The sequence below is a fragment of the Leifsonia sp. ALI-44-B genome (genome assembly GCF_001984125.1).
Lineage (GTDB): Bacteria > Actinomycetota > Actinomycetes > Actinomycetales > Microbacteriaceae > Okibacterium.
Genome location: NZ_MTQL01000007.1, coordinates 638,237 through 659,944 on the forward strand (window position 1 = coordinate 638,237; position 21,708 = coordinate 659,944).

Below are 21,708 nucleotides of genomic sequence, written 5' to 3' on the forward strand. Positions count from 1 at the left end.
TAACAACCACAGCGGAGAAGCGCTGGTCAATCCCTTTCATTGCCAGCGCTTCTCTGCATGCGGATGCGAGCCCGCCTCGTTTTTCGTTCGGGATCAGCCCTTCCGCCACTCGTCGGACTCGAGGTGCGAACCCGCCTGAGGGCCCATCTGCAGCATGCCGCCGTCGACCACGAGCGAGGCGCCCGTAACATACGAGGCCTGCGGCGACGCCAGGAAGGCGATGGCCGCGGCGATCTCGCGCGCGTCGCCGGGGCGGCCGAGCGGGATGCCGGGGCGCTCGGTCTGGCGCGGGTCCTCGTCGGTCTGACCCGTCATGGGCGTCGCGATCTCGCCCGGTGCGACCGAGTTGGCGGTGATGCCGTAGCGGCCCAGTTCGAGCGCGATGGTCTTCATGAGGCCGCCGAGACCGTGTTTGGCGGCGTCGTAGGCACTCGACCCGACGCGTGGCTGGTGTTCGTGCACGCTCGTCACGGCGATGATCCGGCCGCCGTGGCCCGCTTGCACCATGCGCGCCGCTGCCCGCTGCAGGCACACGAACGCGCCGTCGAGGTCGGTGGCAACGGTGTGCCGCCAATCGGCGAGCGACATCTCGAGGAACGGCGCGTTGTCGCCCGTCCCCGCGTTGTTGACGAACACGTCGACGCCGCCCAGCTCATCGGCGAGAGCGTCGATGACCGAGCCGGCCGACTCGAGTTTCGTCGTGTCGAGGTGGCGCACCGCGGCCGTGCGACCGAGCGCCCGCACCTCCTCGGCCGTGCCCTGCGCGCCCTCCTCGTCCTCATGCCACGTGATGCCCACGTCGAGACCCGCTTCGGCCAGCACCACGGCCGTGGCCTTGCCGATGCCCGAGTCGGCACCCGTCACGATGGCGACGCGGGGCCGGAACTCGGGCGAGCGCTCGACCGGGGCTCCGGCATCCGCACCGCTTTCTTGGCCGTCGCTCATTCGCCGCTCACCGCCTGGGTGACGGCGGTCGGGGCGTCGAAGTCCTGCTCGGGCAGGCCCTTCAGCGCGTCGAGCACCTCGTCGCCGGCGCCGTTCTTCTCGGCTGCCGACACCAGGTCGTCGCGGCTGGCGGGGTAGTCGACGCCGCCCAGGTGCTTCTGCAGTTCGATCGGATTGACCGTCATCGTTTCCTCCTCGGATCGACAGATTGGTGAGCACCAGAAAACCCCCGAACGGGTGACAGCGAAAGACCCTTGACGAACCCGCGGTGGCGGCTTTAATTGCCTCGACAGACACGGGGGCGCATCCATTAGCCCATCCGCGAGGATTTCTCTCCCCCTTTCGCGGGTCGCGGAGCGCGCAGTACCGTCTAACCGGCCTCGAGGCCACGCCCCACACGAAAGACGAAAATCATGAGCGACAAGACACGTCCTGCCACCGGACCGGGTTCCTCCGGCGCGGCCGCCGACCCCGGCTCGGGCTCCGGCACGAACTCCGGCTCCAAGCTGAAGCAGGGCATCACGGGTCCGCTGCTCTTCCTCTTCATCCTGGGCGATGTGCTCGGCGCGGGCATCTACGCCCTCATGGGCAGCCTGTCGGCGGATGTCGGGGGCGCGCTCTGGGCCCCGCTCGCCGTCGCGCTCCTGCTCGCACTCCTGACGGCCGGCTCCTACGCCGAACTCGTCACGAAGTACCCGAAGGCCGGCGGAGCCGCCATTTTCGCCGAGCGCGCCTATAAACAGCCCCTCATCTCGTTTCTCGTCGGCTTCAGCATGCTGGCCGCCGGCGTGGTCTCCGCCGCCGGTCTCGCTCTCGCCTTCGCGGGCGACTACCTCTCGGTCTTCATCGAGCTGCCGCCCATCCCCACGGCCATGGTGTTCCTGCTGCTCATCGGCGCCCTCAACGCCCGGGGCATCTCGGAGTCGATGAAGAGCAACCTCGTGATGACGATCATCGAGCTCAGCGGCCTCGTCATCGTGATCGTCGTCGTGGCCGTCATGCTGGGCCGCGGCGATGGCGACGTCAGCCGCGTCGGCGAGTTCCCCGAGGGTTCGGTGCCGGCCCTCGCCACTCTGAGCGCCGCCATCGTTGCCTACTACTCGTTCGTGGGCTTCGAGACGTCGGCCAACGTGGCCGAGGAGGTCAAGAACCCGAGCAAGGTCTATCCCCGGGCCCTCTTCGGCTCGCTCGCCACGGCCGGTGTCGTCTACATCCTCGTCGGCCTGGCGAGCGCCATCGCCCTGCCGCCCGCCGACCTCGAGGGCTCCTCGAGTCCGTTGCTCGACGTCGTGGCCGCGACGGGCGTTGGCGTGCCCAGCTGGATCTTCAGCCTCATCGCCCTCGTCGCCGTCGCGAACGGCGCGCTCCTCACCATGATCATGGCGAGCCGCGTGACCTACGGCATGGCCGAGCAGGGCCTTCTGCCGAGCGTTCTGGGCAAGGTGCTGTCGAAGCGCAAGACGCCGTGGACCGCCATCCTCTCGACCACGCTCGTGGCGATGCTGCTGACGCTCGTCGGGGATGTCTCCACCCTCGCCGAGACCGTCGTGCTGCTGCTGCTCTTCGTGTTCATCAGCACCAATGTGGCCGTGCTGGTGCTGCGCCGCGACCCGGTCGAGCACGACCACTTCCGCGTGTGGACCTTCGTGCCCGTGCTGGGCGTCGCCTCGTGCATCCTGTTGCTCACGCAGCAGAGCCCGCAGGTGTGGCTGTTCGGGGCGATCCTGCTGGCCGTGGGTGTGGTGCTGTACTTCGTGGCTCGTTTCACGCGCAACCGTCAGGATGCCTCGGCGCGCCGCGACGTCTGAGCCGAGAAGCCGCCCGCGCCGAGAAACCGCCTGGGCCGAGAAAGCGCCTGCGCCGCGGGCGTCTAAGCCGAGGGTTCGACGCCGAGGGCCGCGGCCAGCCCGCGCCGTGACGCCACCCCGAGCTTCAGGCGCGCCTGGTAGAGGTGCGACTCCACGGTGCGCACCGACAGGAACAGCGTCTGCGCGATCTCGCGGTCGCTGCGCCCCGTGGCCGCGAGTGTCGCGACCTCGAGTTCGCGGCGCGTGAGCGTCGCCGTGGTCTCGGGTTCGACGATCGGCGCCGGCAGGGCACCCTGGTCGCTGGCGCGCCGCCACTCCTGCCGTTCGGCGTGCGCGCGGCTCTGCTGGGCGGCCGCATGGTCCCCGAGAGAGGCATGGATGACCGCAGCGTGACGCGAGGCATCGGCGGCGAGCCCGAACGCGTTCATGCGCGCGAATCGACATGCCGAGGCATCCAGTCGGCCCGGATCGACCTCGACGAGGGCGCGTGCGTAGGCGGCCTTGGCGTGCAGAAGCGGCGCGTCGGTGAGCGATGCGACACGCTCGAGGCGGTCGACCACACGCTCGCTCTGCGCCCCCAACCGGAAGAGCTCGAAGACCCCCCACGCACCGACGGCGCTCCCCATCGGGTCGTCCTGATCGAGCATGAGCGTGATTGCGCGATCCCGTTCGGTGCGCGTGTCGGCCCCTTCGCCGGGAACGAACGCGAGGATGGCGTTGAACCACGCGTGCTGACCCTCGAGCGTGGTGCGCCCGATCGAGGCGGCCAATTTGCGGCGTGTCGCGGAGGCGTCGCCCCGACGTGCCGAGACGAGGGCGAGCTGCACGAGCATCCAGGGTCGCCATCCCGCGATGTCGAACGGATCGAGGCGCTGCTGGGCGCTCCGCAACTCGACAGTGGCGCGGGCATCGTCGCCCTCGTGCAGCGCCACGAGCGCGGCGACCATGCTGATGGCGGCGAGCAGATAGCGATCGTCGAGGGCGTCAGGCCGGGACAGCAGCTCGACCGTGCTGTCGGTGGCGAGGCCCACGTCGAAACCGGCCGTGCACCGGATGACGGCCTCCGTGCCCCGCACTTTCGCGCGATAGTCCACCGACCCGAAGGCGACGGTCGCGGGCGAGATGTCGTCGATCAGCGTGTCGAGCACGTCGATGGCGTCGAGCGCCCGCCCGCAACGGCCGGTGTGGCAGAGCAACAGGGCCGTGAGGCATCCGGCGACGATGCGGGTCGCGAGATCGGCCGAGGGGTCGCGCAGCAGGGGGTCGCCGAGGCGGATGGCCGCCTCCTGGTCGCCCGTCACGTTGGCGCGCACCACGGCGACGCCCGTCGCGAGACACGGGCCCGCGAGGCCGTCATCCACCCACAAGGTGACGGTGTCGAAGAGTCGGCCGAGTTCGGTTTCCGCGTCGGGCAGAGACACGGCCAGCTCGGACCACCAGATTACGAGACGGGCGAGCTCGGGATGGGTTGCGCCGCGCACATCCGCCTCGGCCAGCACGGTCAGGGCAGAGCGCTGACGACCCCGCTGGGCGAGGGAGCGGGAGCGCTCGACATCCGCCAGGACCGACCCGCGCAAGCGCCGGCTGCGCAGGGCGAATCGCTCGGCACGCACATACTCGCCTTGGCGGTTGGAGCCCGAGGCTGCGGCCAGCAGCACGTCGGCCACACGCTCCTCGCCCCACTCGGCGAGCGCCGCGGGCTCTTCGTCATACCCCCACTGCCCGGCGATGGCGATGGCCTGGGCGGGGCTCGGCAGGTGATCGACGTCGCGCAGGATGGATTCACCGAAAGCGCCCGTGACCTGGTGCACGCGGTCGGGATCGGCGATCTCGAAGGCCGCGCCGGCGAACAAGGTTCCTGGCACGACGAGCTGCGTCGAAGCATAGTCGGAGGCGATGAAACCGTGCTGTGACAGCACGCGCAGGTCGCTGCGGGTCGCCGCGGCTCCGAGCACGCCGAGCGGGATCGGCCCGGTCACGTGCAACGCGGCGAGCGCCGTCAGCTGCCGCTCGGTGAGCACGCGCAGCTGATGCTGCAGCAGGTCCAGGATGCGGGGCGACTGGGCCGGCAGGTTCGAGAAGGCCGCGATGGGCGATTCGGTCGGGTCGAGTGCGTGCACGGCCGCCGCGAGTTCTTTGATGAGCTGGGGCGAACCGCCGCTGTTCGCGAAGATCAGCGCGCGCGACACCGTGTCGAATACGGCGTCGGGCATCACCTGTGCCAGCAACTCGTCGGCCTCGCGGGCGGTCAGGGGCGCGACGTCGACGCGTTCGGCACCGCGCTCGATCCACAGCTCGTTGATGGCCCGCACGGTGTCGCGGTCGTAGCGGTGATCGCCGTCGGGCGTACTTCCGGGCGCGCTCCCGAGTGCCACCGGGGTGGAGGTCAGCAGGAGCGCCACCGTTCCGGCCTCGGCCAGTTCGGTAAGGCGGCGCATGATTCGGGGGTGCAGCGTCTGGGCGTCATCGACGTGGACGACCACGGGCGCAGCGGATGCGGGCGGCCCCGCCTCGATGCGTTCGGTGATGAAGCCCAGCGCGTCGTCGAGCCCGCCGGCCCGGGGCGATCCATCGAGCGCGGTCGTGCCGTCGCGGTGCAGGCCGAGCAGGGTGACGGGTTCGATGCCCTCCGTGCGCAGCAGTTCGGCCACGGCCGACGCCAGGTAACTCTTACCGAAGCCGAATTCGCCGACGATCACGACGCTCCGGCCGGCGAGCAGGCATTCCGAAAGCAACCTCGGATTCTTGCCGCGGCCCACCATGCGGTGTCTCCCCGGCGACCGTCTGACGGATATCGGAGCCGTCCCTCGTTCTGCGTCATTCATCGCACTCGTCCCCCAAAGACTCGCACTCGGGTATTGCCCCGGTGCGGCGACGCTGCTGCCCCTGAGCCTCTTTCTTCCCCCCCAGTATGCCGAGAATTCATCCCCTTTACGTCCTCGGAGTACTGAGTTCGACCACTGAGTTGTCCCAGTAGTGCGTGGCGAATGCTCAGAATCCGCGGGACTGAGTCGCTCGAATTGCGGAGGAGAGAGGCCCAGACACGGGGGTAACCACGGAGAACGGCGGGACAGTGTGGTCGGCCGCGCCCCAAAACCCGAAGCTTTCCTCAGCTACCCCGTCCGGGGTGGCACACGTGATGTGACGCAGCTCGACGACGGGCACGTCACCGTGCATCAGCAAGGGGAAAACCATGGCTCAACACGTTTCCGCACCGCGCAGCTCCCGTCGAGGAAAGGTCATGGCCATCGCGGCCGGCGGCCTCGTCATCGGGCTCGCGACCGCCGCCACCCTGGCCGCCTGGACCGACACCGAATGGGTGTTCGGCGGCAACGCTGCGGGCGACGGACCCGGCGTCGGCACCAGCGCCTTCGAAGTCGAACAGAACGTCACCGCACCGTTCGCCGCCGCCGGCTTCGTGCAGGACGAGGAGAACCCGGGCTCGCCGCTCACGTTCGGCCTCGACGCCCTGAGCCTCAGCCCCGGCGACTCCGTCTACGCGCCCGTCGCCCTGCGCACGGTCGACGGTTCCATCGGAGGCACCATCGACCTGCAGTCGGCCGTCGCCGCCGACGGCATCACCGTGACCGACGCCGACGGCGTCCTCTTCGGCGCCCTCGAGCTGCGCGTCGCCGTGAACGCGACAGCGGTCACCTGCGACGCCGGCGCCTTCACTGCCACCAGCACCATCGCAGACGGCACTCTGGCCGACGCCGAGGGCAACGCCGCTCAGGCCCTGACGGCCGACTCGGGCAACACCCAGTACTACTGCTTCGAGCTGACGCTGCCCGACGCGCCCACCCTGCCGACCGGCACCACGCTCGACGACCTGCAGGGTCGCACCGTGGCCCCCGCGTGGGAGTTCGCCGCAGAATCCGAGTAACCCGCATCATCCGCTGAGGCACATCACACACGAGAACGACGAGACGGGCGGGACGGACACCATGAACACGGTCAGTACGACTGCCACGCACGACCGTGACGGGTCGGATGTGGGCGGCGAAACCCCCATCGCCACCGCATCCGCCCCCGTCCCGACCCGTCGGTCGCTCTCGGGCCGCGCACCCCGGCGCCCCCGCGCCAACGGCTCGCGCGCCACCCGCCTCATCAAAGAAGTCCTGCTCCTCATCGCCGGGATCGGTGGCATCCTGTCGGTCCTCTGGCTCGTCGCCTCGCTCGTCTTCGGCCTCTCGATCGTGATCTTCATGACGGGTTCGATGTCGCCGACGCTGCCGACGGGCGCGGCCGCGATCGTGAAGGATGCCGTGCCCGCCGCCGAGCTGCAGGTCGGCGACGTCGTGACGGTCCCCCGCGAGGGCCAGCCGCTGCCCGTCACCCACCGCATCGTCGACATCTCCCCCGTCGACCCGCTGTCGGGTGCCGGACCGGAGGCCCGCGAGCTCACGCTGCGCGGCGACGACAACGACACCAACGACCGCGACACCTACATCGTCACCGCCGCCGACCGCGTCATCGTCGGGGCTCCGTTCATCGGTCACGCGCTCACCATCATGCAGACACCGATCTTCTTCGGCGCCCTCACCCTCGGGGTCATGCTGCTCGTCATCTGGGCCTTCTGGCCCGTCCGTACATCCTGAGGAGGATTCGTGCACACCATCGGCGCATCGACGAAGCTGCACCGAGCGTGGAGCCCAATGCGGCTCGTGCTCGCCAGCGTCGCCACCCTCGTGCTCGTCGCCGGGGCGAGCCTGTTCTCGGTCCGAGCGTTCGCCGTGCTGAACGACGTTCCCGAGACCGGCACCCCGGGCTATCTCTCGCTGCGATCGGATCCCTACCCCGCGCAGTTCCTCGAACTCTCGCCCGGCTCGCCCGCCCGCTGGCAGATCGCCGCCGACCTGCAGGATGCCGAGACCGCTCGCCTCACGCTCGAGATGCGCAAGGACGGCGAGCTCGTCGACCACCCGCGCGGCCTCGAGGTCACGGTCGAGCGCTGCGATGCCGAGTGGACCGGTTTTCCGGATGCTCCCACGTGCGCCGCCAACCCGGTGCTCGTCACCGAAGCCACACCGCTCGACGACTACTCGTCCACGAGCCCCGTCTTCGATCTGGATGGCCTCACCGCCGCCTCGGGCAAATACCTGCTCGTGACGCTGGCCGTCGAAGACTCGCCCGAGGCCGCGGCCGACGAAAGCCTCATGAACCTCACGGGAGACATCGGGTTCGCTCTCACGGCGACCGGTGACAGCATCGGGGCCACGCCGACTCCGACCCCCTCGCCGAGCACGACTCCCGGCGCCCCGGCCCAACCCGGACAACCCGCCCAGCCGGGGCAGCCCGGCCAGCCCGGCGCCAACGGCCGCTCGCCCCTCGCGGCAACGGGCGTCGACATCGTCGCCCTCGTGGCCCTGGGCGCGGGAGCCATCGGCCTCGGCCTCGTGGTCTCGTCGGCCCGCGCGGCCGGCCGACGTAACGCCGCCGCTGCCCCCACCGGCACCCCCCTCATCACCGACGACCGAGGAGACCTGCGATGACCCGCACGACACCGTCCCGGCACGGGCTCGCCCCGGCACCCCGCTCCCTGCGGGGCCGGCTGCGCAGCGTCACCGACAACAACCGCTTGCTGGGCTCGCTCGCCGGGGTGGCCGCCGCCACCCTCGTCGTGGCCACCGTGCCCGCCACCGTCGGCCAGACCGTCGCGTCGTGGGGTGGCAGCGAGTGGGTGCACGCCCCCGCCGTCGGCACCTCGGCGTTCGACTGCGGCACCGACACGAACTACCGCACCACGTCGTCCGGCACGTTCCTGAGCGGCCAGCTGCTCGGCATCGACCTGGACGACATCGCCGAGCTGAGAGACATCCGCACCGTGCGCGAGCCCGGCCAGCCCGTCGTCGTCGACCCGCCGAACGCCGTCGACCTGGGTGGCACCAACCCCGAGGTCAGCACCTACGCCAACCCGCTCGCCGTGAGCGTGCTCGACGACCTGGCGGTGCTCGACCTCACGGGCCTCAGCGTCGGCCTGCCCGCCGGTTCGACGGGTGCCGTCAACCAGTACAGCCAGTCATCCACGCTCGGCACCTCAGCGGGCGCGGCGGGCCTCGTGACCAACTCGGGCGGCGTCGGCGTCACGTCGACCACGCCGGACTCCGAGCTGCCCGAACCCGCCACACTGCAGCTCTCGAACGTGCTCGCGCCCCTCACGGGCGTCGGGGATGTCTCGCTCGAGGTCGGCGCGGTCGCGGCGTCATCGGCCCTCGACTGGTGTGCCGCCCGCGAAAGCGACGAATGGGGCGACGGCAGCGTCACGGGTGTCACGCGCGACTACGGCATCGCCGGCCTCGATCTCGTCGTCGACAGCCCCCTCGTCTCGGGGCTCGTCACCGAGGTCAACGACACCGTCACCGACCTGAACACCGCCGTCACGGCGCTCTCGGGCGTGAACGGCGGCATCGCCAATCTCGTGCGCGCCCAGGTCGCCGCCAACCTTCCCGGGCTGCTGGGCGTCAACCTCGGCGGCAACGTGACCATCAGCAACCTCAACCTCACGGGCGCCGTGCAGAACCTGCTGACCACGCCGCTCACCGACGGAACCGTCACGATCGATCTGAGCGCGGGCACCGTGTCGGTCGATCTCGCGTCGCTGCTGGGCGACGGTGCGAACGGGCTGAACGACCTCTCCCCCAACACCGAGCTGCTCATCAACAACGCCGTGCTCAACCCGCTCGTCGACCGGGTCGGCGACCTGCTGGATGCCTGGACCACCCAGGTCACGCAGGCCCTCACCACGGCCCTCGACAACGCCACGGTCACCATCGACCTCTCGGGCGCGATCAGCATCCTGGGCTCGGGCCCGAACAGCGGGCTGCAGGTGGCGACGCTCGATGTCGACGTGAACGCGAGCATCGCCTCCATCCGCGCCGGCACGGCCCCCGTCACGATCGATACGGATGTCGTGGGCGCCGTCACGGTGGTCAACATCATCCTCGGCGGGCTCGGCCTCCCGACGATCACGACCATCCTGAGCACCCTCACCTCGGGCCTGACCACGGGTCTGCTCGCCCCGATCGCTGCCACGTTGAGCACGAACCTCTTCGGTCTCGTCACGACGCTCGGATCGACGCTCGCCACCGCGGTGAACCCGATCCTGACGGCCGTCGGCGGTGTCTTCAACGCCCTGCCGAGCGTGCTGTCGGTGGGCGTCAACGTGCAGCCCGACCAACCGAACCCGCTGCCGGGCAGCACCTTCGACCCGGGAGCTGCGCCGCTCGAGAGCCCCGAATACGCGGTCTCGGCCCTGCGCATCGGCCTCGTCGACGCGGTCGCTCCGACCAATGGGTTCGTCTACTTCTCTCTCGCCACGGCCACCGCCGGGCCCACTGTCGCACTCCCCTAGCGCGTCGGGCGCGGGGCACGCGATTGAGAGAAGATCGGCGGGCCGGATGCTGGGCGAACAGCCCCGCACCCGGCCCGCCGTTTTGTCCGCTCGTGCTGAGCCTGGGCCGACCCCACAAGCATCGGGTTTGCCAGCAGTGGCGAGGGCGCCCTCAGCTAGCTGTAGGAGACCGTAACGTTACTGACGGTCGCCGATACGAGGCCGGGACCGTGCGCCGGCTGAGCGTCCAGGTTAGTAGTCCGCAGAGGGCGAAACTTGCGCCGAGAACGGCACATCCTGCCCACCCCGAGGTGGAGTAGATCGTGGTGGTGGCGGTCGCGCCGAGAGCGGAGCCGAGCGAGTAGAAGATCATGTAGCCGCCGATGGTGCTGCTGGTCTGTTCCGAGTAAACGGCGGTGAGTAGGGACTGATTGCTCACGTGCACGGCCTGGACCGCGAAGTCTAGGACGATGACACCGACCACGACTAGCCAAAGCGACCAGGTGGCCTGCCCTGATGCGATCCAGGACAGGGCCAGCAGCGCGAGCGCCAAACCGGTCACGGAGTTGGCTCGGCCGCAATCGGCCCATCCGCCAGCCCGCGCAGCTCCCAGTGCGCCAGCGAGCCCGGCGATTCCGAACAGGCCTATCTGGGCCGTGCTCAGTTCCCACGGTTCGGCAGCCAGTGGCAGCGCCAGCGCGCTCCAGAGCGTGCCGAAGGAAGCGAAGAGGAAGAACGCGATCATCCCGCGCGAGATGAACAGCGGCTCGCGGAAGAGGTGCCCGAATGAGGTCAGCACGTCTCCGTAGGTCCTGCGGTTCGACCGGTGGTCTGCTGGTAGCCGCTTCAGTACGGCGATCGAGAGCACGACGAGGAGCAACATGAGCGTGATGTAGATGCTTCGCCACCCCCACAGGTCGGTGAGAACCCCGGCCAAGACTCGGGCCCCGAGAATTCCGATGATGACTCCCGAGGTAACGATCCCGAGCGTGCGCCCACGCTCCGCGGGCGTCGACAGATCAACAGCGAATGCGACGGCGGTTTGCACGACGACCGCGAAGAGCCCCGTCGCGGCGAGACCGATAAGCAATAGCCACACGTCTGAAGAGACCGCGGCCACCAGCATGCCGATGGCAGCGAGAATGAGTTGGGCCCCGATGAGCTTGCGCCGATCCAGCATGTCTCCCAAGGGGACGAGGACAGCCAAACCCGCCAGATAGCCGATCTGTCCAGTTGCCACGATCCAACCCAGGTCGGCCTCGGGCACTCCTAAGTCTTGACCGATCTGCGCGAGCACTGGCTGGGCGACGTAGATCGTCGCGACAGCAACCGAGCAGACCATCGCGAGTAACAACCTTGAGCCATGCGAGCGTTTCACACCATCTCCAATCAGTAGCAATTTGCAACCGTTCTCACTATGGCAGAATGGTTTCGTTCTGCAACTTATCGGAGGCGTAATGGATCAAGTCGTATCGATTGACGACGTGACCTGGACTGACCCCACGTGCCCAGTCGCGCGGACGCTCGACCTCGTCGGAGACCGGTGGAGCCTGCTGATCATTCGCGACGCGATGGACAACGCGCGGTCGTTCACGGACTTCCAGCAGCGCACCGGGGTCGCGCGCAACATCCTCACCGACCGGCTTCGCCGCCTCGTCGACCACGGCATCCTCGAGCGAGAGACGGCGATCTCCGGACGCCGGCAGATCTACGTCCTTACCGAAGCGGGCCGCGACCTCTTCACGACCATCGTGGCAATGCGTCAGTGGGGCGAGCGACACGCGTTCGCCGACGATGAAGCGCATTCCGCTCTCGTGGACGCGAGCGGCACCCCCGTGGGCCGACTGCGCCCGACCGACGCACACGGTCACCCGGTTGACGTCGACTCAACCGAAGTCATACGTAACCGCTAGCAGGGATGCTCACTGGGCGACCGAGCGGCGACCGATTTGGCGCCGCCGCGGCCGCGTGTTAGTTTTCTCGCGGACATGTGACTGGTCATGCAGGCAGGATCCGACAATTCGTGCACGTTGCGCGAGGTCGGGTCCTTTTTTTGTGCCCGGAACGGTCCTGACAACCCCGGTTCAAGGAGGATCCATGACGACCACAGAGAGCGCGCAAGCGATTTTCGACAATGTCGGCGGTGCCGCCAACATCTCGAAACTGCAGCACTGCTCCACCCGACTGCGCTTCGCGCTGGTCGACGACACCCTGGCCGACGAGGCCGCGTTGAAGGCCGTTCCCGGCGTCATCGGCGTGGTCAAGGGCCCGCAAACGCAGGTCATCGTCGGCAGCAAGGTCGCCGAGATGTACACGGCGGTCGAGAAGCTGCGCACGTCGGGCGGCCCCGCTGCCGGCGCTGCGGCGGATGGCTCGGGCGCGGGCGGCTCGGCCACGACGGGCGGTGCGGCATCCGGTGGCCCCGGCGGCCGCAAGCCCTTCTCGTGGAAGCGCACGGGTTCGGTCTTCATGGACTTCGTGGTCAGCGTCTTCACGCCCATCATCCCCGCGATCGCCGGCGCGGGAATCTTCAAGTCCCTGCTCGTGCTCGCGTCGGCCCTCGGCTGGCTCGACCCGGCCACCGACAACTTCAAGCTGCTGAGTGCCATCCCCGACGCCGTCTTCGGCTTCCTGCCGCTGCTCGTGGCCTACACGACCGCCAAGAAGCTCGACGTGAACCGGCCCGTTGCCCTCGGCCTCGTCGGCCTGCTGCTCTTCCCGGCATTCACGGCGCTCGTGGCGCAGGAGGGCGGCGTCTCGCTCTTCGGCCTCACCGTGCCCAACGTGAACTACAACGCGCAGGTGTTCCCCGCCATCATCTCGGTCGTCGTGCTGTGGGGCGTCGAGCGCCTCTTCACGAAGATCACGTGGGCGCCCATCCGCACGTTCTTCGTGCCACTCATGGGCTTCATCATCGTCGCGCCGCTCATGATCTTCGTGCTCGGCCCGCTCGGCTACGGCCTCGGCACGCTTCTCACGGGCGCCATGCTGGGCCTCTACAACACGCTCGGATGGGTGGCCGTGATGCTGCTCGCCGGTGTGCTGCCACTCATCATCTCGGTCGGCATGCACAAGGCGTTCATCCCGCCGACGCTCGCCACGGTCGCCGCATCCGGCAAGGACTCGTTCTACCTCGTCGCGTCGCTCGCCCACAACATGAGTGAGGCCGGCTCGAGCTTCGCGGTCGCCCTGCGCACCAAGAACCGCACACTGCGCGCCACCGCCATCTCGGCCGGTGTCTCGGCGCTCTTCGGCATCACCGAGCCCGCCCTCTACGGTGTCACGCTGCAGAACCGACGCGCCCTCATCTCGGTGGTCGCGGGAAGCATGACCGCCGGCGCCTACCTCGGCCTCACGCAGGTGTCCGCCTTCGCCGTGGTCAGCCCCGGCGCGGCGAGCATCTCGATGTTCATCGACGGCGCCAACCCGTGGAACTTCCTCAACGCGCTCATCGGCCTCGTCATCGCCATCGCGGTCTCGTTCACGGTGTCGGCCATCCTGTGGCGCGACTCCGACTCGGGCACCGTGCGCGCCCTCGAGAACGCCAACGGCGGGCGGGATGCCGCAGCCACGGGCGCCTCGACCGCAGCCGTCCCCGCGGCATCCGTCGTCGCCGGCGCCGCGGCCCCGCGCCACGCCGCCTCGGACGCAGCCGTCTCGAACACCGCCTCGGCCTCCGCCTCCTCCGCCGTCGCCGAAGCTGAAGCCCCTGCGGCCGACGCCTCTGCCGCAGCTGCCGGCACCACCATGACGGCCCTGCTCAGCCCCCTCACGGGCGAGGTCGTGCCCCTCGACAGCGTCGACGACGCCGTCTTCTCGGCCGGCATCCTGGGCCAGGGCGCGGCGGTGCGCCCCACCGACGGCGCCGTGCGCGCCCCGCTCGGCGGCACCGTCACAGCGCTCATGGACTCGAAGCACGCCGTGGGCATCCGCGGCGACAACGGCGTCGAGGTGCTCGTGCACGTCGGCCTCGACACCGTGCAGCTCGAGGGCGCCCCGTTCACCGCGCACGTCTCGATCGGGGACCGCGTCGACGCGGGCCAGCTGCTCGTCACGGCCGACCTCGACGCCATCCGCGCGGCCGGCTACGACACCATCACACCGGTCGTCGTCGTCAACAGCGACGACTACACCGTCACGGTCGACCAGACCGGGGCCGTTCAGGCGGGCGAACCGCTCGTCTCGGTCACAGCGAAAGAGAAGGAGAACGCCCATGGCGCTGCCTAAAGGTTTCCGTTGGGGCGGCGCACTCGCCGCCAACCAGGTCGAGGGCGCGTGGCGCGAAGGGGGCCGCGGGCCGGCCGTCTCGGATGTCGCCACCTACAAGCCCAAGGCCGACCCCAAGGAGTACGCGCTCCACCACGTCAACACGGTCGCGAGCATCACGGCGGCCCTCGAGGACGACGACACGGTCTACTACCCCAAGCGCCGCGGCATCGACTTCTACCACCGCTATCCCGAAGACCTGGCGCTGTTCGCCGAGATGGGTTTCACCACCCTGCGCGTCTCGATCGCGTGGACCCGCCTCTACCCGACGGGCGAAGAACTCGAGCCCAACGAAGAAGGCGTCGCCTACTACCTCGCGCTGTTCGAAGAGATGCAGCGCGTCGGCATCGAACCGCTCGTCACGCTGTCGCACTACGACCCGCCCATCGCCCTCGCGCTGAAGCACAACGGCTGGGTCGAGCGCCGCACGATCGAACTGTTCGAGCGATTCTCGCGCACGTGCTTCGAGCGCTTCGGTCACCTCGTGAAGATGTGGCTCACGTTCAACGAGATCGACGGCATGATCCGTCACCCGTTCACGTCGGGCGGCATTATCGAGGAGACCGTCGAGGGCAGCGCGCTGCAGGCGTCGTACACGGCCCTGCACCACCAGTTCGTGGCATCCGCGTCGGTCACCCGCATGCTCAAGGAGCTGTGGCCCGAGGCGCAGATCGGATGCATGCTCACCATGTTGACGACCTACCCCAACACCTGCCACCCCGACGACGTGGCCGCCACCCAGGCCAAGGAGCGCCTGCTCTACCTGTGCACCGACGTGCAGGCCGCGGGCGCCTACCCCACGCTCGCGCTCAATGCGCTCGGCCGCATGGGCGTCGAGATCCCGTTCGTCGAGGGCGACGTCGAGCTGTTGCGCGAGCATCCCGTCGACTTCATCTCGTTCAGCTACTACATGACCATGACCGAGTCGGTGAACCCCGACGCCGAGCGCACGCCCGGCAACACGGTCCTGGGCGTGAAGAACCCGTTCCTCGAGTCGAGCGAGTGGGGCTGGCAGATCGACCCCGTCGGCCTGCGCATCTCGCTCATCGACCTCTACGACCGTTACAACAAACCGCTGTTCATCGTCGAGAACGGCCTGGGCATGCGCGACGAGCTGACGGATGACGGCAAGGTGCACGACCCCTACCGCATCGACTACTTCCGCCGGCACTTCGAGCAGATGATCCAGGCCGTCGATGAGGGTGTCGACCTCATGGGCTACGTGAGCTGGGCTCCCATCGACCTGATCAGCGCATCGAGTTCTCAGATCTCGAAGCGATACGGTTTCATCTACGTCGATCAGGACGATCTCGGCAACGGTTCCGGCGACCGGCTGCGCAAGGATTCGTTCTTCTGGTACCAGAAGGTCATCGCCTCGAACGGCACCGACCTGGAGTAGTCGCCCCGCCGCCCGGTGCGGTGGGTGTCGATGGAGTCACGCATGCAGATCATCAAGAAGGTGCTCAACTCGTCCGTCGTGCTCGTCGAAGACGAGCGCGGCGTCGAGCGGGTGCTGCTCGGCAAGGGCATCGGTTTCGGTCAGAAGGCCGGAACCGCCCTGCCGTCGACCGCCGCGGACCAGGTGTTCGTGGCGCTCGACGACTCCGACCACCGCAACCTCGTCGAACTGCTGGCCCAGATTCCCGCCGAATACGTCGAACTCACGCGTGCCATCGTGGCGGATGCCGAGGCCTCCGGTCTCGAACTCGACCCGCACATCTACCTGACGCTCACCGACCACCTGCACTTCGCGGTGGACCGGCAGCGTCGGGGGCTGTTCGTGGCCAACCGGCTCGCGTGGGAGATGCGCACCGTCTACCCCACCGAACACGCCGTCGGGGTGCGCGCCGTCGATCGGCTGCGCGAGCGGCTGCAGGTCGAGCTGCCCGCCGAGGAGGCCGCCAACGTGGCCTTCCACCTCGTCAACGCCGAGGTCGGCAAGGTGGGCATCGACTCCCAGCGCGTCGTGCAGCTCATCGCCCAGGTCACGCAGATCGTGTCGCACACGAGCGGCGTGCGCGTGAACCGCGACGATCTGCACTCCTCGCGGTTCGTCGCGCATCTGCAGTACTTCGCCGAGCGGTTCTTCGCCGGCAAGCTGCTCACGAGCGAGGACGACTTCCTGTTCCGCAGCCTGAGCGAGCGCTACCCAGCGGCCGTCGCCTCGGCCGAACGGGTGCGCACCTTCGTCCGTCACGAATATGACGCCGATCTCCCCAACGAAGAGGTCGCGTTCCTCGCCCTGCACATTGCACGGGCGTCATCCGAATAGGTTTGATCACAGAAGAAAGGCACCACCCATGGCACAACGCACCACCACCGTCGCCTCGTCCGTCGGCCTGCACGCCCGCCCCGCCGCCGTGCTCGCCAAGGCCGTCGCCAAGACCGGCCACGAGGTCACCCTCACGGCCAAAGGCAAGACCATCGACCCGAGGAGCCTGCTCTCGGTCATCGCGCTGTCGATCGGCCACGGCGACGAGGTCACCCTCGACGTGACCGGTGACGACGCCGAGCGTGTCGCCGACGAACTGCAGGCGCTGCTCGAGTCGGACCTCGACGCCTAGTGCCCTCCGTCGCGCGCATCCATTTCGTCCGGCACGCCGAGACGCTGTTCAACGTCAACCGCCAGCTGCAGGGGTGGTGCGATTCGCCGCTCACCGAACGCGGTGAACGCCAGGTCGCCGCGCTGGGCGAGTGGATGCGTGAGGTGCCGCTGACCGCGGCGTTCATGAGCGACCTCACCCGCACGCGCACCACCATGGCGGGCGCGCTGATCGGCCACCCCGACCTCGAGCCCGTGCCCATGACGGCGCTACGCGAGTGGCACTACGGCGGATGGGAGGGCCAGCCCAACCCCGACATGTGGACGCCCGTCTATGCCGACCACGGTTTCACCTACAAACCGGGTTCGGGCAGCTGGCCCGCGCTCACGACCGACAGCTTCGACCACGTGATCGACTCGATCCACGCGCACGATCCGCTCGGTCGGGCCGAGACATCCGCTCACGTTCGCGCGCGCGTCGAGACGGCCTTCGAGACCATCCTGGCCGAGGCTCGCTCGGGTTCTGGCGACGTCATCGTGGTCACGCACGGCACCATGCTGGGCAGCCTCCTGCGGCACCTCGTGCCCACCAATGTGGCCCCACCCTCGGGCTACCCCAACTGCGGCATCGTCACGGCCACGGTCACCTGGCCCGACGCCGACGCCCCGGATGACGCGGCCTCAGCTGCTGCGCTCAGCTACACCGTCACGCTCGCCGACGTCGACGGGTCGAACGCGACCCCCGCCTAGCGATCCATGAACGGGCCGGTGACTCCTCACACCTCAGTCATAGAAGATGCCCGGGTTGAGGAATTGCCGGCCCCACAGCGCTTTCGCCTGGGTGTTTGTGAGCATCGCGACGTCTCGCGCCTCGTCCCAACGGTCATTGATCACAGCGACCATGCCGTCGATTCTCGATCGCGCCGTTTTCTGGTCGAGCCCGTATCTCCCGGAGTGTTTCTCGAGACGCTTCAGAGAAGACGTTCTCTCTCCGGGGCGCCCCTCCTCGACCGAATAGGCCATCGCTTGCGATGCGGTTTCCCCCGACCTGGCGTTGGGGGCGAGGTCGTATGCGGGGGTGAGTGAGAGGGCTCGACCATCCCAGAAGGCCGCGTGGTTGCGGGCGTGATCATCGGAGTTCGAGATCATCATGTTGAATGCAATGCGATCGAAGAGGCCGGGGCCCGGATCGACGTCGGGACCGTGTTCGCGAAGCCGTTCGAGAAGCCCGGGATAGGTTGCGTAGCGGGCGTACATCTCGTCGAGTCGAGCGAGTGTGAGCGCGGAGACAATCAGACGCCTGCCCCCTTTCGGCGTTCTGTCGAACCGTCGCACGAGGAGCACCTGCTTGCCTAAGGAGCGAGTGACCGTGACGTCGGCCACGGGGAGCCCGGCGAAACGGGCAAGGGTCATCGCAGCCCCCTCGGCCTGAACCACGGGCAGAGTGTCGGTCAGCGATGAGAACTTCGCGATGTAGTGGTCGCCTCCGTCGCGGATGAGGGCCTTCGGCCGGGCGCCCCCGATGGTTGTTCCGTGTTCGAGGGCCGCTTCCAGGTCACGCGAGAGCGGCCGCCCCTCCTCGATGCGATCTGCTGCCTCGTGCAGTTCATCGAGAGTGGCAGTGGTTTCGCGAGGGACCCAGGAGACGTGATCGTCTTGGAAATCGAGCCCGCCGAAGCGGTCCGTCCCTGAGCTGCGCATGAAGGCCAGTTCCATATGGGCGTGAGGGTCGGCTTCGGCATCGAGTTCTTCCGATGCGCGCGCGGCGAGAACACGTCGCCCCCAGGCGTCTGGCATGGCGTCTCGGAGCGTGGCCGGCATGAGCATGCCCCCGTCGGGCGAAACGATGTCATTCCCCAGCGGCATGTCAGGGGAAAGGGTAATCGCATCGTCCCGGGCAAGGTAAGAACTGGCGTAGACGAATTCAAGCGCCCGACCGGTCGGATCAACGCGCACCGTGCCGACGGCGGTCGGTTCGGTCGCGCCCGGAAGCCAGGCCCAGACGCGCTGCCGATTAGAAATCATCATCAATGTCCAGGCGCCGGGAAGTCGCGACCCGCTTCGGCAGGAGCGACTCGATGTAACGCGCCGAACCCGCCGCGCGCGCCAGGCCCTCGCGATCTTCACCGAACAAGGGAACCCCCAACACGCCAGCTGCCGAGAAGACGTGCCCGATGGAGACCGTGTGAATGCCGCGCTCGAGCGAATGGATGGTGCGGGCACTTGCACCGATCGCGTTGCCGAGTTGCTCCTGCGTCCAACCGCGATCCACGCGCGCCGATCGGATGGCTGCTCCCAGAACGAGCGCCGCGTCGGCGGCCTCTTGGCGAGGCGCGAAAGATTGACGGCCCATCACGCACTCCTCTGCAATAAATTGGCTCTACGTGCATCTTAGCATCAATCTATTGCAGATTGGTCGGCTAGACCGGCGCGCGACCGCAGGACATCTAGTGATTCGGGCGCCGGGTTCGCAGCGCTCGGGCGGCGAGGCCGAGTGCGGCGACGACGATCGCGAGGGCGACGTAGCGCAGCGAGACGCCGGGCTCGAGAAGAGCGGCCTGGAAGACCTGCAGCCCGTATTCGAGCATTTCTGCGGGGTAGCGGGCGAGGCCGCGGGAGCCGATGGACGACGCGACGGCCGTGAAGGTGACCGGGCCGATCCACAGCACGAGGAGGCCGAAGAGCGCGGCCACGATGCGGCCCGCCGACCCGAGCCCGCACCACGCGATGGTGAGGCCGACGACGATGGCGGGGATCCACAGTGAGGCCGACTGCAGGAACGCGAGGAACTCGGGCGGGACCGGCTGAAGCGTGTGCGGCAGAATGAGGCCGCTCAGCCAGGGGCCGAGGGCGACGGCGGCGAGGCTCGTGCCGACCAGGGCGCCCGCGGCGGGGGCGGCGGCGATGAGGCCGAGCACGAGCATCCCGACCACGATGGATGCCACGGCCCCGCCCGTCAGGCCGTAGAAGTAGAGCTCGGTGGCGCTGGTCTCGCGCAGACCGTCCTCGACGACGGAGGCGGTCTGGATGACAGCGATCAGCTGCACGAGCAGGACCCCGAAAGCCACCGCCGCCGTTCCGAATCGCGGCCGGTGCCGTTTCGTCAGGCGCGCGACGAGGCCGCCGAGCGCCGAACCCACCGCGATCACACCGATGAGCAACGTCACGAAGTACTGACTGAAGGGCAGCAGCACGAACGGCATCGGCTCGGCGAGCCCGGCCCCCTCGTCGGCCCACAGGTTCTGCAGCGGCAGCCGCATGCCCGTGATGATCCAGGGCAGAAGCCCCACCACGGCGGCCCCGACACCCATCAGCACGTAGAGCCACACGTTCCAGGTCTTCGCCGTAGCGGTGGCGGTAGCGGTACCCGCAGCGGTCACACTCATATCGTCAGAACTCCCCCGGTCATGCACGCCGTCAGCCTAGCGGGCGGCGTGAGCCGGTCTTATGAGTAACCGAGTTACTCATAATCTTGGCCCGGGCTTTTATGAGTAACTCGTCGGGCGTCGACCCGAGGGGGCCGGGTGAGGGCGGGAGTACTCGTGCTCGAGCCGTCGGCGTCAATCCGGGGCCCCCAAAGCGGCGTCGCGCGTAAAATTGGGGCGGTTCGGTGACGACACGTACGAGCGAGTTCAGGCAGGGGATGGCATGGGGCGAGCAAGACGCGCGGGCGACACGGCCAGCTCGACCCACCTGTTTCGGGCCGCCGCCCTGAGCTACGCCGCGAACTGCGCGCTCGGCACCGCCGTGGGCCTGCGCCTGATCGACACGCGCCGCATCCGGTGGGTGCACCACGGGTTGTATGTGACGACGTCGGTTCTCGCCGGGGCGGCCGTCGTGCGCGCGGTTCCCGCCGGCAACCCGGTGGCCGCCGCCGCTCTCGTGCCCGCGGCCGTGCCGCTCGCACTGATTCCGCGCATCAGCGCCCGGTCTCGCCGACATCCGCTGCTCGCCCTCACCGCTGCGCCGTTCTTCGTGGCGGCCGTCCTGCTCTCACGGAGGTAACCATGGAATTTCTCGACGTCGTCCGTCGCCGCAAGACCACGAACGGGCCGTTTCGCCCCGACCCGGTGAGCCGCGAACACCAGCGCCTGCTCATGGAGGTGGCGGGCCGCGCGCCGTCGCAGTTGAACAGTCAGCCGTGGCGCTTCGTGATCGTCGAGGACCGCGCAACGATCGACCGCATCGCCTCCATCAGCGGCGAGAGCATGACCGAAGCCATGTCGAACGGCACCTTCTTCGAGCGGTACAAGCCGTACTTCCGGTTCAGCGCCGACGAGATGGCCGAGAAGCGCAGCGGCATGCTGTTCGACAAGTTGCCCGCCCTGTTGCGACCCTTCACCAAGCAAGTGTTCACGTCGCGCGGCCAGAAGCTGATGAACGGGCTGCGGGTGCCGCAGACCCTCGGCGAGGAGAACCGCAAACTGGTGGCGGGCTCACCTCTGCTGCTCGGCGTGATGCTCGACCGCAGCGAATACCGGCCCGGCGAGCTGAGCTCGTTCTACTCGTTGTTCAGCATGGGCGCGGCCATGGAGAACGTATGGTTGACCACGGTGGAGCTCGGCATGGGCATCCAGTTCGTGTCGTTCCCGATGGAGGTGCCGGGCAAGTGGCAGCTGATCGTCGACCTGCTGGGGGTTCCGGATGACCTGGAACTCATGGCCGTCTATCGTCTCGGCTATCTGCCGGCCGAGCAGGTGCGCCCGGCCATCGACTGGTCGAGCCGCGAGCGCAAGAAGCCCTCGCAGTATGTCTTTCGCAACTCGTGCGCGACCCCCGAGACCGAGTGGGATGGCGAGTGACGGCCGGCGTTCAAT

20 protein-coding genes are annotated in these 21,708 nt (G+C 68.5%); 13 read left to right on the forward strand and 7 right to left on the reverse strand.

Annotation, left to right across the window (positions count from 1 at the left end):
- Window positions 1-93 precede the first annotated feature (93 nt).
- Complete coding sequence (locus tag ALI44B_RS10015) at window positions 94-945, reverse strand: SDR family oxidoreductase (RefSeq protein WP_077054551.1); 852 nt, start codon at window positions 943-945, stop codon at window positions 94-96.
- Window positions 942-1,130, reverse strand: a complete 189-nt coding sequence (locus ALI44B_RS10020) for a DUF2795 domain-containing protein (protein WP_077054552.1) — start codon at window positions 1,128-1,130, stop codon at window positions 942-944. The genes ALI44B_RS10015 and ALI44B_RS10020 overlap by 4 nt, the downstream gene beginning before the upstream one ends.
- Before the next feature lie 228 nt (window positions 1,131-1,358).
- Here ALI44B_RS10020 and ALI44B_RS10025 point away from each other — a divergent pair, with 228 nt between their 5' ends.
- Window positions 1,359-2,753, forward strand: a complete 1,395-nt coding sequence (locus tag ALI44B_RS10025) for an APC family permease (protein ID WP_083709862.1) — start codon at window positions 1,359-1,361, stop codon at window positions 2,751-2,753.
- A gap of 62 nt (window positions 2,754-2,815) precedes the next feature.
- On the opposite strand, the gene ALI44B_RS16530 is transcribed toward ALI44B_RS10025, so the two are convergent.
- Window positions 2,816-5,488, reverse strand: coding sequence for a helix-turn-helix transcriptional regulator (locus tag ALI44B_RS16530; RefSeq protein ID WP_143459179.1), 2,673 nt, complete (start codon window positions 5,486-5,488; stop codon window positions 2,816-2,818).
- A gap of 458 nt (window positions 5,489-5,946) precedes the next feature.
- On the opposite strand from ALI44B_RS16530, the gene ALI44B_RS10040 reads away from it, so the two are divergent.
- From ALI44B_RS10040 to ALI44B_RS10055, 4 genes are all read left to right on the forward strand, one after another.
- A complete protein-coding gene (locus tag ALI44B_RS10040) occupies window positions 5,947-6,636 on the forward strand; it encodes a SipW-dependent-type signal peptide-containing protein (RefSeq protein WP_077054555.1) in 690 nt (229 codons plus the stop codon).
- A 61-nt stretch (window positions 6,637-6,697) separates the two neighbouring features.
- Window positions 6,698-7,351: a signal peptidase I gene (locus ALI44B_RS10045; RefSeq protein WP_083709863.1), complete on the forward strand. Its 654-nt coding sequence runs from the start codon at window positions 6,698-6,700 to the stop codon at window positions 7,349-7,351.
- A 9-nt stretch (window positions 7,352-7,360) separates the two neighbouring features.
- Entirely contained in the window at window positions 7,361-8,245 is an 885-nt protein-coding gene (locus ALI44B_RS10050; RefSeq protein WP_143459181.1) for a hypothetical protein, read from the forward strand.
- On the forward strand, window positions 8,242-10,104 hold the full coding sequence (locus tag ALI44B_RS10055; protein WP_077054557.1) for a choice-of-anchor G family protein: 1,863 nt from the start codon (window positions 8,242-8,244) through the stop codon (window positions 10,102-10,104). Before ALI44B_RS10050 ends, ALI44B_RS10055 begins: the two co-directional genes overlap by 4 nt.
- Before the next feature lie 151 nt (window positions 10,105-10,255).
- Here ALI44B_RS10055 and ALI44B_RS10060 read toward each other — a convergent pair whose 3' ends face one another.
- Entirely contained in the window at window positions 10,256-11,461 is a 1,206-nt protein-coding gene (locus tag ALI44B_RS10060) for an MFS transporter (RefSeq protein WP_238592180.1), read from the reverse strand.
- A gap of 79 nt (window positions 11,462-11,540) precedes the next feature.
- On the opposite strand from ALI44B_RS10060, the gene ALI44B_RS10065 reads away from it, so the two are divergent.
- From ALI44B_RS10065 to ALI44B_RS10095, 6 genes are all read left to right on the forward strand, one after another.
- Entirely contained in the window at window positions 11,541-11,996 is a 456-nt protein-coding gene (locus ALI44B_RS10065; protein WP_077054559.1) for a winged helix-turn-helix transcriptional regulator, read from the forward strand.
- Between the two features lie 184 nt (window positions 11,997-12,180).
- The gene (locus tag ALI44B_RS10070; RefSeq protein WP_083709865.1) at window positions 12,181-14,310 is read left to right on the forward strand and encodes a glucose PTS transporter subunit IIA; all 2,130 of its coding nucleotides are present in this window, start codon (window positions 12,181-12,183) and stop codon (window positions 14,308-14,310) included.
- Entirely contained in the window at window positions 14,297-15,748 is a 1,452-nt protein-coding gene (locus ALI44B_RS10080; RefSeq protein WP_077054560.1) for a glycoside hydrolase family 1 protein, read from the forward strand. The genes ALI44B_RS10070 and ALI44B_RS10080 overlap by 14 nt, the downstream gene beginning before the upstream one ends.
- 42 nt (window positions 15,749-15,790) lie before the next feature.
- The gene (locus ALI44B_RS10085; RefSeq protein WP_077054561.1) at window positions 15,791-16,621 is read left to right on the forward strand and encodes a PRD domain-containing protein; all 831 of its coding nucleotides are present in this window, start codon (window positions 15,791-15,793) and stop codon (window positions 16,619-16,621) included.
- A 28-nt stretch (window positions 16,622-16,649) separates the two neighbouring features.
- Complete coding sequence (locus tag ALI44B_RS10090) at window positions 16,650-16,913, forward strand: HPr family phosphocarrier protein (RefSeq protein ID WP_077054562.1); 264 nt, start codon at window positions 16,650-16,652, stop codon at window positions 16,911-16,913.
- On the forward strand, window positions 16,913-17,641 hold the full coding sequence (locus tag ALI44B_RS10095) for a histidine phosphatase family protein (RefSeq protein ID WP_077054563.1): 729 nt from the start codon (window positions 16,913-16,915) through the stop codon (window positions 17,639-17,641). The genes ALI44B_RS10090 and ALI44B_RS10095 overlap by 1 nt, the downstream gene beginning before the upstream one ends.
- 33 nt (window positions 17,642-17,674) lie before the next feature.
- Here ALI44B_RS10095 and ALI44B_RS10100 read toward each other — a convergent pair whose 3' ends face one another.
- The 3 genes from ALI44B_RS10100 to ALI44B_RS10110 all read right to left on the reverse strand — a co-directional run bounded on the left by ALI44B_RS10100 (window position 17,675) and on the right by ALI44B_RS10110 (window position 20,271).
- Window positions 17,675-18,919 carry a type II toxin-antitoxin system HipA family toxin gene (locus tag ALI44B_RS10100; protein ID WP_143459183.1) on the reverse strand — a complete coding sequence of 415 codons (1,245 nt, stop codon included), beginning with the start codon at window positions 18,917-18,919 and terminating at the stop codon, window positions 17,675-17,677.
- Entirely contained in the window at window positions 18,906-19,244 is a 339-nt protein-coding gene (locus ALI44B_RS10105; RefSeq protein WP_077054565.1) for a helix-turn-helix transcriptional regulator, read from the reverse strand. Before ALI44B_RS10105 ends, ALI44B_RS10100 begins: the two co-directional genes overlap by 14 nt.
- Before the next feature lie 94 nt (window positions 19,245-19,338).
- Window positions 19,339-20,271: a hypothetical protein gene (locus ALI44B_RS10110; protein WP_143459185.1), complete on the reverse strand. Its 933-nt coding sequence runs from the start codon at window positions 20,269-20,271 to the stop codon at window positions 19,339-19,341.
- A gap of 268 nt (window positions 20,272-20,539) precedes the next feature.
- On the opposite strand from ALI44B_RS10110, the gene ALI44B_RS10115 reads away from it, so the two are divergent.
- Both ALI44B_RS10115 and ALI44B_RS10120 read left to right on the forward strand, forming a co-directional pair.
- Complete coding sequence (locus ALI44B_RS10115) at window positions 20,540-20,896, forward strand: hypothetical protein (RefSeq protein ID WP_077054567.1); 357 nt, start codon at window positions 20,540-20,542, stop codon at window positions 20,894-20,896.
- A gap of 2 nt (window positions 20,897-20,898) precedes the next feature.
- Window positions 20,899-21,693, forward strand: a complete 795-nt coding sequence (locus ALI44B_RS10120) for a nitroreductase family protein (RefSeq protein WP_077054568.1) — start codon at window positions 20,899-20,901, stop codon at window positions 21,691-21,693.
- Window positions 21,694-21,708: the final 15 nt, after the last annotated feature.